At 39.1% G+C, this 14,580-nt stretch carries 17 protein-coding genes; 2 read left to right on the forward strand and 15 right to left on the reverse strand.

Annotated features, from left to right (window positions below; all coding sequences use genetic code 11):
* A complete protein-coding gene (locus tag AC1DNH_RS13195) occupies positions 1-252 on the reverse strand; it encodes a hypothetical protein (RefSeq protein ID WP_477581018.1) in 252 nt (83 codons plus the stop codon).
* A 334-nt stretch (positions 253-586) separates the two neighbouring features.
* Here AC1DNH_RS13195 and AC1DNH_RS13200 point away from each other — a divergent pair, with 334 nt between their 5' ends.
* Positions 587-1,198: a GIN domain-containing protein gene (locus AC1DNH_RS13200; protein ID WP_477581020.1), complete on the forward strand. Its 612-nt coding sequence runs from the start codon at positions 587-589 to the stop codon at positions 1,196-1,198.
* A 321-nt stretch (positions 1,199-1,519) separates the two neighbouring features.
* Here AC1DNH_RS13200 and AC1DNH_RS13205 read toward each other — a convergent pair whose 3' ends face one another.
* The 3 genes from AC1DNH_RS13205 to AC1DNH_RS13215 are packed head-to-tail and all read right to left on the reverse strand — an operon-like array spanning position 1,520 to position 4,390.
* Positions 1,520-2,548 (reverse strand): ABC transporter permease, encoded by a 1,029-nt coding sequence (locus tag AC1DNH_RS13205; RefSeq protein WP_477581022.1) that lies wholly within the window; start codon positions 2,546-2,548, stop codon positions 1,520-1,522.
* Complete coding sequence (locus AC1DNH_RS13210) at positions 2,493-3,506, reverse strand: ABC transporter ATP-binding protein (RefSeq protein WP_477581024.1); 1,014 nt, start codon at positions 3,504-3,506, stop codon at positions 2,493-2,495. The genes AC1DNH_RS13205 and AC1DNH_RS13210 overlap by 56 nt, the downstream gene beginning before the upstream one ends.
* A 26-nt stretch (positions 3,507-3,532) precedes the next feature.
* Complete coding sequence (locus AC1DNH_RS13215; RefSeq protein ID WP_477581026.1) at positions 3,533-4,390, reverse strand: COG1470 family protein; 858 nt, start codon at positions 4,388-4,390, stop codon at positions 3,533-3,535.
* A 372-nt stretch (positions 4,391-4,762) separates the two neighbouring features.
* On the opposite strand from AC1DNH_RS13215, the gene AC1DNH_RS13220 reads away from it, so the two are divergent.
* On the forward strand, positions 4,763-5,374 hold the full coding sequence (locus AC1DNH_RS13220) for a GIN domain-containing protein (protein ID WP_477581027.1): 612 nt from the start codon (positions 4,763-4,765) through the stop codon (positions 5,372-5,374).
* 243 nt (positions 5,375-5,617) lie between these two features.
* On the opposite strand, the gene AC1DNH_RS13225 is transcribed toward AC1DNH_RS13220, so the two are convergent.
* The 11 genes from AC1DNH_RS13225 to AC1DNH_RS13275 form a co-directional block, all read right to left on the reverse strand.
* Complete coding sequence (locus tag AC1DNH_RS13225; protein ID WP_477625427.1) at positions 5,618-6,085, reverse strand: hypothetical protein; 468 nt, start codon at positions 6,083-6,085, stop codon at positions 5,618-5,620.
* Positions 6,086-6,383: 298 nt separating this feature from the next.
* Complete coding sequence (locus AC1DNH_RS13230; protein ID WP_477585320.1) at positions 6,384-6,662, reverse strand: hypothetical protein; 279 nt, start codon at positions 6,660-6,662, stop codon at positions 6,384-6,386.
* A 132-nt stretch (positions 6,663-6,794) separates the two neighbouring features.
* Positions 6,795-7,295, reverse strand: coding sequence for a Riean_0653 family protein (locus tag AC1DNH_RS13235; RefSeq protein WP_477585321.1), 501 nt, complete (start codon positions 7,293-7,295; stop codon positions 6,795-6,797).
* Between the two features lie 211 nt (positions 7,296-7,506).
* Positions 7,507-8,034, reverse strand: coding sequence for a thermonuclease family protein (locus tag AC1DNH_RS13240; RefSeq protein ID WP_477625428.1), 528 nt, complete (start codon positions 8,032-8,034; stop codon positions 7,507-7,509).
* On the reverse strand, positions 8,016-8,225 hold the full coding sequence (locus tag AC1DNH_RS13245) for a hypothetical protein (RefSeq protein WP_477611062.1): 210 nt from the start codon (positions 8,223-8,225) through the stop codon (positions 8,016-8,018). The genes AC1DNH_RS13240 and AC1DNH_RS13245 overlap by 19 nt, the downstream gene beginning before the upstream one ends.
* A gap of 13 nt (positions 8,226-8,238) precedes the next feature.
* Positions 8,239-9,177 carry a hypothetical protein gene (locus AC1DNH_RS13250; RefSeq protein ID WP_477611063.1) on the reverse strand — a complete coding sequence of 313 codons (939 nt, stop codon included), beginning with the start codon at positions 9,175-9,177 and terminating at the stop codon, positions 8,239-8,241.
* Entirely contained in the window at positions 9,177-11,171 is a 1,995-nt protein-coding gene (locus AC1DNH_RS13255) for a phospholipase D-like domain-containing protein (RefSeq protein WP_477625429.1), read from the reverse strand. Before AC1DNH_RS13255 ends, AC1DNH_RS13250 begins: the two co-directional genes overlap by 1 nt.
* A gap of 53 nt (positions 11,172-11,224) precedes the next feature.
* Complete coding sequence (locus tag AC1DNH_RS13260; RefSeq protein ID WP_477580014.1) at positions 11,225-12,337, reverse strand: DUF4236 domain-containing protein; 1,113 nt, start codon at positions 12,335-12,337, stop codon at positions 11,225-11,227.
* 172 nt (positions 12,338-12,509) lie between these two features.
* Positions 12,510-12,848 carry a hypothetical protein gene (locus AC1DNH_RS13265; protein WP_477580016.1) on the reverse strand — a complete coding sequence of 113 codons (339 nt, stop codon included), beginning with the start codon at positions 12,846-12,848 and terminating at the stop codon, positions 12,510-12,512.
* A 153-nt stretch (positions 12,849-13,001) separates the two neighbouring features.
* Positions 13,002-14,066, reverse strand: a complete 1,065-nt coding sequence (locus tag AC1DNH_RS13270; protein ID WP_477580018.1) for a type I restriction endonuclease — start codon at positions 14,064-14,066, stop codon at positions 13,002-13,004.
* Between the two features lie 11 nt (positions 14,067-14,077).
* A complete protein-coding gene (locus AC1DNH_RS13275) occupies positions 14,078-14,410 on the reverse strand; it encodes a YegP family protein (RefSeq protein ID WP_477610197.1) in 333 nt (110 codons plus the stop codon).
* Positions 14,411-14,580: the final 170 nt, after the last annotated feature.

Raw genomic sequence — 14,580 nt, forward strand, 5'->3', positions numbered from 1 at the left:
TTAATCTTTTGGTTGATGTTTCGGCTGACGGCTTAGGGCATCCAGCTCCGTGGCCAGGCCTTTATCGTTTTGTTGTTTCATAAAAGTAGCCAGTTTAGATGAAAGTTCGCTTTTTACTTTTTTAAACTTAGGATCTGCAATCAGGTTTTGGAGATTAAATGGATTTTTGATCACATCATACAATTCTTCTTTTGGCCTCTTTTGATATGCATTTGCCCGAGTTGAATTTTTCTCCCTCCAAGTTTTAAACAATGCTCCCTTGGTTACTGTGTTCTTGAAAACCCATCGTAATTTAGGTTTTCGATATAAAAAAAATGGGCACTTCTAACCGATCTCATGGCGTAGGCATCACTACCGCGAATAATTCCTCTGGTGGTATGTTCGCCATAAACATAATCTCTGTGGCAAGCAGAGTATCTAGATTTACGTAAATCTGGCTAGAGCATCTGCAACTTTCGTCTAGAAATTACAGGCGTTGGTCTAGTGATTACCAACGCTGGTATAATACAGGGTTTTCGCCTGCAACGTTTGATGTATGGCTGCGTCTTAATAACAAACAATAGCAAAAACTTAAAATATAAAAGATATGAAAACCTTGGCAAAAACATTATTCGCAGCAGCATTAACAGCAGTAGTATTTACTTCATCAGCAATGGCAACTTTTGCCGCTGAGCCAGTTAAAGCAGAAACAAAAACTTCTTCATTATCAAAATTCAGCAGGATCTGGGTAAGCGGGAACGTGAAGATCATCTTAACACAAGGTGAAAAGCAAAATGTAGAAGGTGCCGGCAACTACGACGCTGCAAAAACCTCAGTATCAACTGATGGACAAACCTTATTTATCAATTCATTGGAAACAAGTCAGGTAACGCTGAATATTACCGTAAAAGATTTAGAAAGAATTGAAGCTTATGGTCAATCGGTTGTGCTAACCAGCAATAATTTTGATGTAAAGTACCTTCAGTTATTTTTGGGTCAAAGTGCTACAGCGAAGATCAAAACTACAGCAGGCAGTTTATATACAATCGTTAAGGACGATGCGGTATTAAAATTAAATGGTACCGCTGATCAAAGTACAATGATTGCCAGCAACATGAAAAATGTAAAATTAGCTGACTTTGCCAGTCTTAAATCAGCATCATATGCTTCTGAAGCGATGATGGAAGCTGAACAAAACGCAATGGTTTTAGCAAAATAGAAAATCTGTTTTTAAGATAGATCAGAGCCGCCCATTTGGGTGGCTTTTTTATTTATTTAGCGAAAGTGATTTTGGGCAATAATAATTCCTGTTCTGTCTTGCCCTTCAACTTTGATCTTTAAAAGAAAAACGGGAACCATCTAATAGACGGTCCCCGTTTTAATCTAAATTAACGCTCTCAGTATATAATACGTGTATTGGGATAAATTATTGCCCTACAGGTATAATAATTTAAAAATTTCCATGTATCAGGGTATTCTTTTTCCAAATTAGCAAAATAAAAACCGGATAACGGGAGTATGCAAAGAACAGCTATCCGCTTTAACTTCTAATTTCCCTACGCATAAAAAGGTAATAAGCAATGGCAAAACAACCTGTACTGGCGGCAATCATCCCGCTTAACTGGGGCCATACAATCATCAGGCTCTCTTTTACCGGCAGCGGACTGGGAATGGCCCCTGCCATTTGCTCCATACTCATCGGGCCGAGGCTCCGTATCGATGGCATCAATAGTGTAGTGGCCGCATCGGTATAAAGCTGGTTAGGTGCAATCCGCATGATATCTAAGATAAATTCATTGTAACCCATTACCTGTGCCTGCGTAAGGTAGGCAGGGTCGGGTAAAAAGGCCCTTATAATCAGGTTAACGATAATCGGATAAAAAACGGTAAAAAACAGCCACAGCCCCAAAGCGCTCAGCGCAGCAGTTGCCGGTTGCCGAAAAACAATAGAAAGCAGGATCGATAAACTTAAATAGAATGCAACGTAAAGAAGCGTTACAAAAACAAAACCCATTATTCTGATCAGTTCCTGGGCTTCTAACCTAACGCCTGTTAACACCAGCCCCCCACCAATCATAAGTAAGGTGAGCGAAAGAAAAAGCATGCCTACTATCAGTATTGCACTGCTAAATTTAGCCAGCAGCAGGTTATCCCTGTAAATCGGCTGTGCCAAAAGCCGGGTTAAAGTTCCGTTGTTCTGCTCCGAGTTAATGGCATCAAAACCCATGCTAATGCCAAGCAGCGGTGCAAGAAAACTGAGCAGCACATGGAAAGGTGGCATAGCGTTATCTGTTGATGTAAGCAGCTTTAGGTACATAAAAGCATGGTCGGGATCGTTTGTATTGGTAAAGGCTGTTCTGATATTGCTTACCGAAACATATAAAGAAGCCACAAAGGTTAACAGCACCAAAGCAACCAACACCAAAAAGCGCCAGCTCCTGATGTGATCGGCAATCTCTTTTCGGATGGTTACGCCAAAGGCCCTGTTTGGCTGAGGCGAGGCTGTATATTTTTTATCTTTTGTGCTGCCCGAAGAAAGCGCGCTTAAAGATACCGTTTGATTTTCCATGATTTAGATTTTCATTAAAACTACTTTCAAAATATTTCTGATAGATCTCATCCAGGCCATACGCCTTACGGCTTACCTGTAAAATGTTGTAACCCTTTTCCACTAAATGGCGAACAATGCGCGGGGTAATATCATGCTGGGTGGTAAACTCCAGCGTATCGCCAGAAATGGCGATCTCTGTAAGCGCTCCCCATTGCCTCATCTCTGCCTCCAATGGCCAGGGCTGCTCAATTAAATCTGCTGTTTTAATTGTGGTAACGGCTCCTTCTTTGCCGAAAAGGTTAGCGGAAAGCGAGGCAATATCGCCCTGGGCCAACAGTTTCCCACCAACAAATATGCCTACACGATCGCATACCTGTTGTACATGGTGCAGGTGGTGCGAAGAGAGCAAAACGGTTAAGCCCTGCTGCTGGCTCAGGGTTTTAATCAAGGTTAGAAATTCCTTTACCCCTGCAGGGTCTATGCCGAGTGTTGGCTCGTCGAGTATAATTACCTCGGGGTCTTTGATCAATACATCAGCCAAACCCAGCCGCTGTTTCATGCCCCGCGAAAAAATGCCGGCTTTTTTATCCATGCTGCAGGCAAGCCCCACTATATTAAGTACTTCTTCGGCCCGGTCTTTTAATGTGCTTTCGTCCAGGTTGTTCAGCCTCCCCAAATAAATTAAATTTTCGAGCGCCGTCATGTGGTTATAAAAGCCCACGCTATCTGGCATATAGCCCACCTTTTGCTTTACTGCAATGGGGTTTTTGGTGGCATCATATCCACAAACACGGGCAGTACCGCTATGGGGCTCGGTTAGCCCGAGCATCATCAATATGGAGGTGGTTTTGCCCGCACCGTTTGGGCCGAGCAATCCAAAAATCTCACCGCGGTATACTTCCAGGTTCAGTTCGTCAACCGCCTTAAAGGCCCCATAGCGTTTGCTTAGGTTCCTGAGCTGTATAATAGGTTCCATCTTATTTCGTGCTGTTAAAGAATGGATTATCTTCTGCCGTACTTGCGTATGAGGTAGTATACACTGCCAATGGCGAGCACAATCACCAGGATACCGATCCAGCCAGAAAGCAATGAAGTTTTAACAAACATGCGGAACGCCAGCTGTGTGTTCGCGTTGGCACCCGAAAGGCTAAAGGTTGCGGCATAATCTCCGGCTATTGTTTTATCAGGAACTTTTAAAAAAGCGGTAACGGCTACGCTTTTTCCTGCCTCAAGTTTACTGATCTTGGCTGGCTCAAAACGCACTTCCCAGCCGCTTGGCAGCTGACTGCTCAGCTCCAGATCGTTCAGGGCCAGTGTTCCGGTGTTTTTAACCTCCAGTTGTATGTCTTTATGCCCGCCCGAACTCACCTCTTCACTAAGCCTTCCGCTTGGTGTACTCATGGTTACGCCATACGAGCCTTTTACTACTGCTTCGAGGTTAAGTAGAAGGGTATCATCGGCCGAAACGGCTTTAAGGGGGATACTGTATTTTTTAGGTGATGCATTTGCACTGGCATTAATCTCCACTGCAATTTCCTGGCTTTTGCCTGCATCCATATTAAGCGAAGTAACCTGGCTGCCCTCTACTTTGTAACTCACCACCCAGCCCGCTGGCAACGCTGCCTTCAGCTCGTAAATGGCCTGCTTTTTGGTCCCGTTATACAGGGTAGTGCTGTACCTGAAAACCTCATTCGTGGCCGCCTCGATATTAATCAGCTTTGCCGTAAAAGCCGATGGGCCAGCCTTGGCTTGGTTTAAGGGTTGGGCAATAGTGGCCACTGATGGCGCAAAAAAGATGGTGAAAAAAAGCGCAAATCTTCCTGATAAGCGAAAACGGTTAAATAGTAATGCTGATAACATGATCTAAAATCAAAAAATAAATAATTGCTCTAAAAAATGCTTTCCTGTTTGTTTATCTGATGGAGATTCAAAAAAAAACAACAAAATAATATTTTCAAATTCCTTTAACATTTTTTAACAATTGGCGGCTTATGGCAGGCTGGTGCTTTTCGACATTACACCGATTACAAAAGCTGCGCTTTAAGTTTATACTGTTTCACCGAAAACTATTGCATCAAACCGTTGATGATCAATAAGCGTTTGTCTAGGAATTACAGGCGTTGGTCTAGCGGTTACCAACGCTGGTATAATACCGGGTTTTTGCCTGAAACGTTTGATGGGCAGCTGCGTCTTAATAACAAAACAATAGCAAAAACCTAAAATATAAAAGATATGAAAACTTTAGCAAAAACAATATTCGCAGCAGCATTAACAGCAGTAGTATTTACTTCATCAGCCATGGCAACTTTTGCCGCTGAGCCAGTTAAAGCAGAAACCAAAACTTCTTCATTATCAAAATTCAGCAGAATCTGGGTAAGTGGTAACGTGAAGCTTATCTTAACACAAGGTGATAAACAAAATGTAGAAGGTGCGGGCAATTACGATGCTTCAAAAACCTCGGTATCAACTGATGGGAAAACCTTGTTTATCAATTCAATGGAAACCAGTCAGGTAACGTTAAACATTACCGTAAAAGATTTAGAAAGAATTGAAGCTTACGGACAATCGGTTGTGGTTACCAGCAATAATTTTGATACAAAATACCTTCAGTTATTTCTGAACCAGAGCGCTACAGCAAAAATTAAAACGACAGCAGGCAGTTTATATACTATTGTTAAAGATGATGCGGTATTAAAATTAAATGGTACTGCCGGTGAAAGTACAATGGTTGCGAGCAACATGAAAAATGTAAAATTAACTGACTTTGCCAGTCTTAAATCTGCATCCTATGCTTCTCAAGCGATGATGGAAGCGGAACAAAATGCAATGAATTTAGCGAAATAAAAAATATCAATCAGATGAATTGAAGCTGCCCATTGGGCGGCTTTTTTAGCTACTCATAAAACTGGTTTTATAGTGTTTGAACGACCTCGACAGTAAACGAAAAATTAGTATCCGATTATTTTACAATGTTATAAATCAAAATACAGGGTTCACTAACAGATTTTTTGTTGGCATTAAAAACGATAATTTTCATTTAAAATGGAACTGAGATATTTAAATTAATTAACGACGGGCTTTATAGCGCTACAACATGTTCTTCTGTTTAGGATAAGCAGTATCATCCACAAGCACAATATTGCGCTCAGTACTTTCCATAGGGACACGGTTATCCGATTCGTTTTTAGGTTTCCAAGTTGCCTTTGGCATTGGAAAAGGTATTACCAGGGCTAATTTAGGAACGCGTGATAATGTATCTTTAAAATAGCGGTTAAATGTCTTTGTGCCGTTATAAACTCCAGAAACAGCTATTGTCTTTACCTTTTTGGGGTATTTGAAATATAAACGGGAGTCAAGTCTACCTGATGCATCGCCGGTTGTATCCAGTAAAACCTCATTGTTTAACTTGACCAAGAGCCGCTCACCCGGATAAAGCATAACTATAGCAACAGTGAAATTTGCACTGTCTTTATCTGGCATCCTATAAGTCTGGTCTGCTTTATTTTTACAGCCCAGTATGCCTATTGCAAGCAATATGTACAACAAAATTCTCATATCTTTTTTTGGGCGCACTCAATTAAACAGGGCAGTAAGTTATTTCGCTATTAATATAGATATTGACCCGGCTAAATACAAGTTTTCGCTTCATTTTGCTGCGAACTCTCTCAATATTAAGGTTCTATTAACGGTTTTTTAAGCAACCTGATTAGTGGCGTTACCCAGCCATTAACACACTCAAATGAATATTAACGGTAATAATGCCTGCTCAGTGTTCAATGCACATGCCATTGATATAAACTCCCCAACACTGACACCCTAATATGGCCATTCTCGCATCATGAGCGTTTCTATCTTATACTTCCCAATACTGTGAGGTGAGTAACGTCGCATATATAGTCCTCCAATCCGTAATGGAAACATGATTACTGTCTAACAATACCGAACCATCGTAATTATCCATATTCTGGAACTCTATACCATAGTCAAGTAAAATACCGGTGGTTGCCTCGCTACGGTTTAGGTGCTGAAAAATAAAATTGTGCCTGTTGGCAAGTTCGTTAGGCGTATCCTGAGCTAAGCATAAGCTCAAAGAAAGCGACAAAAGCAGAGAAAGAAAAACTGACTTTAGCATTGTTCGTAAAGATTGAGAGGGTTAATAACAAATTGATCGGACAATCCGATCTTTGACTGATTTAAATGGAATATTTAATGCTTTTTCTAGATATTAGCTTCCAGGCAGAACATGTTGTTCAATATGCCTTGTTTAATTGGTAAATTGGACATCGAACCGTCCATCCGTTATAGAAACTGTTTTTCCGGTCTTTTCATTTTTTGCAGTAAAGTAGAAACGTCCGGAAACGATGTTTTTGGAAACATCGTATTTAGTGATCGTTATTTTGCCTGCAACAGCTTGATAATTAAGATCTGGACTACTGTATCCGACTTCTTGGGTAACAGGGTATTCCCCTACTGCGGTCATATTCCTGACCGGAAGCCCAATAGCTTCATTTGAGCTTTTTCTTATCGACCGTAGATCGAGGATGTGATACTGTATGGAAGCTGTAAGTGCTGGCAGACCGATAACACCATCAGGTGTATAAACCTTTCCATCAATAAGACAGCCAAAAGTATCGGCCCCGGTCTGTGTTTCGGCAGGGAGTTCTTCTTTTTTCGTAAAATCAGGATTTTTTTTACAGGACGAGAGGTTTAAAGCGAATAACAATAGCACAACAAAACGGCTTGTCAGATGCATTGAGGTTTTCATAAATAGGAGATTTGAGCGTGTAGTTTTCCATTACCTAAGTTATATTATTTAATATACAAAAACAAAATTATTTTTTACAAAAAATCTCTGAACTGCCCGCAACTCATTATCATAAAACCCTTAACATTTAAAGGTCTTTAAATTGCTGAAATGAATTAATAGGTGTGAATAGCGTTTTCGTTGGGACGGATTGATGATGGCTTTCATATAACTACTTTGCCAGACTATGCTTTTCTTCCCGCCATGCCCAGGGTGCTACAGCATCTTTCTCTTGCCACAAGCCTACTTTATTTTTCCTGGCGGTTATTTCCAGTTGTGCATAAAGTAAATCGCTTGAATATTTTTTATAATGCCAGGCCATGCCCTGTTTAATCATTTCCTGGTTCACCACCTGTTTTTTGCGGTTAATTACTACAGCAATTAATCTTTTATAGCGGTCGTATTTCTGGCCTTGTACACTCACCATTTGCCCAAAACACAAATCAGAGAGTGCTTTTTTAGCATGATTGCCAAAAGGTTGCGACCCTCTTTTCTCAGGACAATCGATATGGGCCAAGCGGATTTTAATGGGCTGGTGCTGAAAGAGTACCTCCATGGTATCGCCATCCATAATGCGGATTACTTTGGCCGTAAAAATAAGATGGTTATAGTTTGTTATTGGTTTGCTTTCGCCTGGTGGGATGAAACAAGCCTGGAGCGTTAACAATAAAACCAATAAACTTACTTTTCCCAACCGCATAATGTTTTTCCGTCTTTTTTGGCTTTTTCTATTTCCACCTTTATAATTTTATACGTGCAATTGCCTAAACCGCGGCAATTGGAGGTATAGTGGTATTTTTTAGCGCCAGGACTGTTGCAAATGTACACGGTTGTATTTTCTTTACAAGTAATGTTGGTAAAGAAAAAGAGGAGTAAGGAGAGCGTTTTCATGATTAAGGGATATTTATTTTTTAATAAAATCTAAAATATATTTCACAGCTTCGGCTTGATTGCTTGCCGCAGGCTTAAGTTCAAACCTTTTTACACCAGAGCTTTTCATCCAATCGCCCCAAATTAACCGCATGATTTCCATATCTGTTGGATGTTTTGTAGCCGCCCCTGTTTTGGAAAGTGATCGATCATACATTTCGATCACGATAACCTCAAGGTTCTTTAAATATGGATTTTTTGCGGGGTTGATTTTAAACTTTGTATTTTTAGATAAAAATATCCCCATATCGCTTTCCTTTGATTTTAAAAAGGCATTACGGAAATCCGCAACTTTTTTTGCACTCAAATCGTAACCCTTATCATAAATACCGGCCTCAATGTAGCCATCAGTCATTAATACCATGATGTTACGAAACTTGTGCGTTATTTTACCAACAGCTACATCTGGCAGAATAATCCTATCATCAATACCTGATTGAAAATAGGTCCAAATATCGGCTCCATTATTAGATATTGCGGCTTTATCGTTAAACTTCTTATACTCTATAGTAAAGCTATATATGTCCTTAGGGAGTGAAGAGGTAACTTTATTTCTCTCCAATATATAATTAATCCGATCAACCTGTTTATCAAATTGCTGAAGGTCGATGCTTAATAGACTCGTATTGATTTTATACAACCCTATTAATCCTTTATTGATGAAATCGACGCTATAATGGTCTAATTGGCCATCTGTTCGTTTTAACTTCAATATGTCTGACCAAATTTTCTTCAATACTCCCTGAACAATATCTACATCGTTTACCGCTTTGGGGTAAAATTTAAGGTTCAGCCGATTTGATAGATCGGGTGCGAAGATTATATTATAGTCTGTAACCTCTTTTGTTTTTTGAGCCGCGACATATGTACAGGTCGAGCATATCAAGATGCTTATTAAAAAATACTTTTTCATTAGATTACCACCCGTTTATCTATTTGTGAACTTTTTACTTTCTCGTTTTGCCAATTTACAGCAGTATCAAATGCCTCTCGTGATTTTTCAGTAGCTTTTAAGATTGCATATTCTTCATGGAGGTAATCGTTCCAGCCTTCTAAAAAGATATTGATCCTATCATTTAGCGAATCGATAGAAATCGGAAGATTATCATTTTCGACATGGCTTTTATAAATGGTAGCAATATCTACAATATGTTGTTTTCCCGTAATTAAGTCTGTTTTTTTAATTTCCCGCAATAAGTTTAACTTATTTGGAATAGATGCGAGTTTGGATTCAGTGATCTTATATTGTGCTTCTAAACCGATGTTCTTTCCATCTATCACGTAAATTTCACCTTTAATCAATAGACTTTTTTGTTCTTCTAACTTTAAATCCTCATCCATTTGCTTGATGAGCAGGTTATTTTTTAATGTAGCAACATCAGGGTTTCTTTCATCAAAAATTGTCATAAGTTTTTCGAAAGCGAACTTTAGCATAAGCAAACCAAAGGCACCTAATAAAAACACCAGGTAGAAATTAGGATCTTTAAAGGCCATGGAAATTTTCCAAGGTTCTAGAACGTCTCCTATTTCATATTTCATTTGATAAATGGCTGCCGAAACTTTGTAGGCAATTGCCGTATCAACCAATACAATCCCAACGAGGAACATAGTTATTATAATCCATTTTTTCTTTGTAAAAAGTTTGATGAGTGCACAGAAAAGTGGGATACTTACAAAGAGTAAGATAAAAATGATACCTGACCCGCCTTTTGATAAGGTTAAAGACAATGCTTTAGGATTAAATATTTCCATCGGAATGGCATCAAGTCCTGCGGCTTTGGCTGCTTTTGAGTCTTCAACTGCAAACAATAAGATGTAACATGCTGAGGAGTAGAAAATAAAAAGATAAGTGATTAGGCAGATATTTGCGAACAATACTGGAATAAATTCATACCATTTAAACTTTGGGCTGACAAAATCTGTTTGTGCAATACGTATCTTATTCTTTATCTCGGCAATAATTTTTTCATGAAAACCAATTTTATTCTCTTTAAGGCTTTGGATTTCCTGTTTATTTTTTTCGATCTCTGCTTTGGTGTTAATGAGCTGGTTCTTGGCATTTAACGTTTCGTGTTCCGCTTCTGCCTCAGCGGTTTGTAATTGCAAATTAAGATTTTCTTCAAATGCATTAAGGCTCTTTACTTCCTGCTCATCAATCTTGGTTTTTAAACGTTTCTTTTTGTCTTCAACTACGTCAATATCGTTTATGAAAACTGAATAAACAGTATCTAGTGACTTAGTAAGTACCTGGTGATCACCATTGTTATATTTCGATCGCTCGTAACCTTGCCCCCTTAACATAGATCGATCAAAATTACCAACCTCGGCAGCAATCATCGAATCAAGCACCTTGGTAAATTCAGAAATGGCATGTTCTTTAGCCGTGTGGGTTTCGATTTTCGTCTCTACTTTTAAAGGTAATAAAGGAACATCAACCGTTTCGCCCCGTTGCAAGGTTGCCTTATGGTTAATGTCGTTAAAATTAGTGATTAAATGAGCTACAGTTTCGGCATGATTTGTTACAATTATACTTTCGTGATTATTTTTCCTTGCATTTACCGACCAATTATAAGAACCATGCAGTGCAATCCGTTTATCAATTACACAGAATTTTTGATTCATGATACCATAGCCAACATTCTTTATCTTAGTTACTGAAGCTCCCAAGGAAACAAGTTCATCAAAATCTAACTTTAGATTCTCTTGATTATCGGCGATGATTAGCTCAACCTTTACATTTTGAGCGGCTTTACTTTTAACGATAGCGAATAATTCCTCGTCAGTAAACCATGCACTGGCAATTAGAATTTCGAAATCTGCTCCTTCTAGCTCTTTAACTATCCGGGCAAAAATCTCTTTGTTGTCTTGCAACACTTGCTGATCGAGTTGGGTATTTTCTGTGAGCATGAGTTTTTCATTTAGGAATGAACACATTGCTGTATCCGTACTTGATTTAAAAATTATTTTAGTTGTTTAATCGTTGTTTGGTAATCTCTAAAGCTCTGTCCGAATGCTTCTGTAAACTCGTAATTGCTAAATTCGTATTCTTCGTTTAAGCCTGTATTCGTACGTAAATTGATCTGGCCATATTTGGCTATTGGGATCTGGTAGTTACCTTTAAATCTTTTATCTGGTGTACCATTTTTATTTACTTTGGCCCAGGTCCTGTCGATTACTTTCGAATCGCGAGGTACCGTACCGGTTTCGGTAAAACGAACATAACTTTGCTGCAGGTTAAGCTCATCAAGCCCGATGATGGCAAAATTTGTGTTATTGGAATACATGATGATGAAGCTGGGATAGAAATATAAATCCGCGCCATTTGCATTTTCGAAGTATAGTGCTTCAAAGTTTGATCTGATATCGATAAGTGATTTAAATGCAAACTTTACATCTCGTTTATTTACAATGGTGCTGGCAGATGATCGCGCTGCCACGCGATCTTGAAAATGGGCACTCGTTACATCCCAAATTTTATGGGAGGTTGTTAAGTTCCCGAATGCTTTCACTAAGCGATCGTACTTTTCCCTGATTTCGGGTTCAAATTCTATATCAAGCTTGACATAACAGTTGTCTATTTGAAGTGATGTTTGCTTGATGGCTTCTTTTTGTGCCGTAATATTTATTTTTAAGCTTGTGGGAATAGTCTTTTTTATTAGGCCATAGAGGAATATATAACTTAGCACGAGTTTAGTTTTCGAAACACCTAAAGTAGCCTGGATTTTTAATAAATCGCTTTTGAGTTCTTTCCTTTGCTGTTGGGCCAATAGAATAGCCTCTTTAACACCAAGCATGTTTTGGCTGGTTATTTCATGAATGTCGGCACTGAAAATATTGTCTAAAACCTCTACTGGCTCGTTTGGCAGGTATACCTGAGGCTGAGGACTTGAGCCTGAAAGTTTATGCCTGCTGTTAATGCCTAGAAGTGGAACAGAGGTGTTAAGATAGGTTCCTGATTTTCCGAAAGTCATGCTTGCCCCTTTAACTCCTATAGAAGTGGATATACCACTTTTACTTAAGTTTAAATGAACACCAGGGATAATTTTTATCCGTTTGTGAAAGCTCCAAGCCATTTTAGTATTTTTTAATTTTGATACTACAAAAATAAGTTGCTTGAAGGGGCTTACATTACGGGAAACCGTAAAGCAAAAAACTATTTTCACAATTAATTTTCAGCAAAATGGATTCATTAACAGCTGCTTACAAAACTGGCAAAATGTAGCATATATTGAATAAATTAACGCACTAATCATTCTTCGGCTTCACATAATCTTCTGATTTTTCTTTCTTCCACCAGCTATTATTGAGGCGTTTAATGGAATAAAAAGCGCGGTTTACACCTGGTTTCATGGTTGCGGTATCGAGGTGTCTGCGCCATACGTGGATTAGGGTATCGGTACCGATTACTATCCACCAGAAGGTTTTGCCATAACGTTTTGTGGTGTACACTTCGCTGATGGTGCCCTTAATTGTTTTGTTGTTGAAACCAGGTTCCATTAACTGATAGGTGATCACTTTCCTTTTTTGTGCCTGGGCATTGCCTATTATGATTGTTAATAATAGCAGTGTAAAGAGATGTTTCATGCCACTAAGGTATTTCGGCAAAAAATATATTCCTTACGGCTAACAGTAAGGGAATGATAGCAGGTTGTTTATACCAAAATGAGAGGTTGCCCTGCCTGGTTCGAAAACAGCCACGGAAACAACCTCTACATTTTTTGAGAGATGAGCGGATAATTAGTAGTTTTCTATAGTCTGATGCAACTGGTTTCTGTAATCGTAAAGCTCATCGAGGTTAAACAGCTGCTTTTTCTCGCCAGCGTCTTTTCCTTTCTCGAAAGTTTCGATGTACTTGTTAACGGTATTAAAATGGAACCTGCAAATTGGTTTACGATTATTGTCATCCAGCAATACGCCAAAGTAAGATTGGGTATCTCGTGCAGCGATCCTGGCAGATGGAATCTTCTCGCGCAAAATGGCCTTTACAATCTGGAAAGCTTCTAATTCCTCTTCAGTAGTTACGATTTTAGAAGCATCGGGATCTTCATTAATAGGAATCACTTTACCCTCCTCCTTTTTCTCAATTTTCTCGTTAATATTCAATGCCGATTTTAAGCGGTTGCTGATGGATTCATTGATCGAAATGGTAAGGGCTTTTTTGGTATAATCTTTAAAAGCAATCATCCGGTTTGCCGTTAAGGGTTTGTCGAAAAAACGGTTCACCAATAGTTTCACCATTTCATCAGAAGGGCTGTCTATTTCTTTTTCAAATTCCTTTCTGATGGCTTTGATGTATTTTAAACCTTCGGCCGAATCGAGAATCGTTTCTAAATTATATTCGTTTTTGGTAAAACTTTCGAGGATTTTAATGGCATTATCTTTCAGGTCTTCGATATCGATGGTTAAGAATGGTTTCTCGTCCATAATATTCGGTTTTTCCAGATCGGCGTAAAAATTGTAAACCGTACCATTGGTTAATACCCCAAACCGCGCTTTAGAAACATGGTAATAGCGATGCAACTGAGAGTTGTGCGCATCGGCACTTTCTTTCCAGTGTTTACATTCGAAAATGAGGATGGGCTCATTGTTTTTACGGATCACATAATCTACCTTTTCGCCTTTTTTGGTGCCGATATCACAGATGTGTTCGGGTATAACTTCTGTAGGGTTAAAAATATCGTAACCGAGGATTTGAATAAAGGGCATTACAAATGCATTTTTCGTAGCCTCCTCGGTATTGATCTGCTCTTTTAAGCCCACCACGCGCTGATGAAGTTGTTCTAACTTTAGTTTAAGATCCATAACTTTTTGCATTAAATGGTTTCATCTTTTACTGATGCATCCGGCGCATTTTCTTTAACCGATTCGATACCGTTATCTCTGGCATCAGCAGTTGTATACATTTGGCTGGTACCGATAATTTCGCCATTTGCAGCTTTTAAATTGAAATAGTACGCTCCGGTTTTGGCAATTTTTCTGTCGTACATGGCATCGGTTGGTGCATTGGTTTTTACCGATTCGATACCTTTGTTGCAGCCTGCTTTTGTGGCGTAACCCTCGCTGGTGAGGATAACCCTGCCGTTTGCCGCTTCGAGATTAAACTGGTATTCGCCGTTTGTTCTTTTGGTAATGATAAATTTTCCCATAGTTGTTTTTTTAAGCTGCTCAAAAGTATGGGAGGAATATGGTGCATCCTTACGGGAAACCGTAGGTTGGTTCATTAGTCAACAGTTCATTGGTTGATAATCTTAACGATAATCCACGTCAAATACTATTTTTTAAACCAAGGTTCGCAGCGGCAAAACAACGAGAATGC

It is taken from the genome of Pedobacter sp. 01N310, assembly GCF_056399805.1.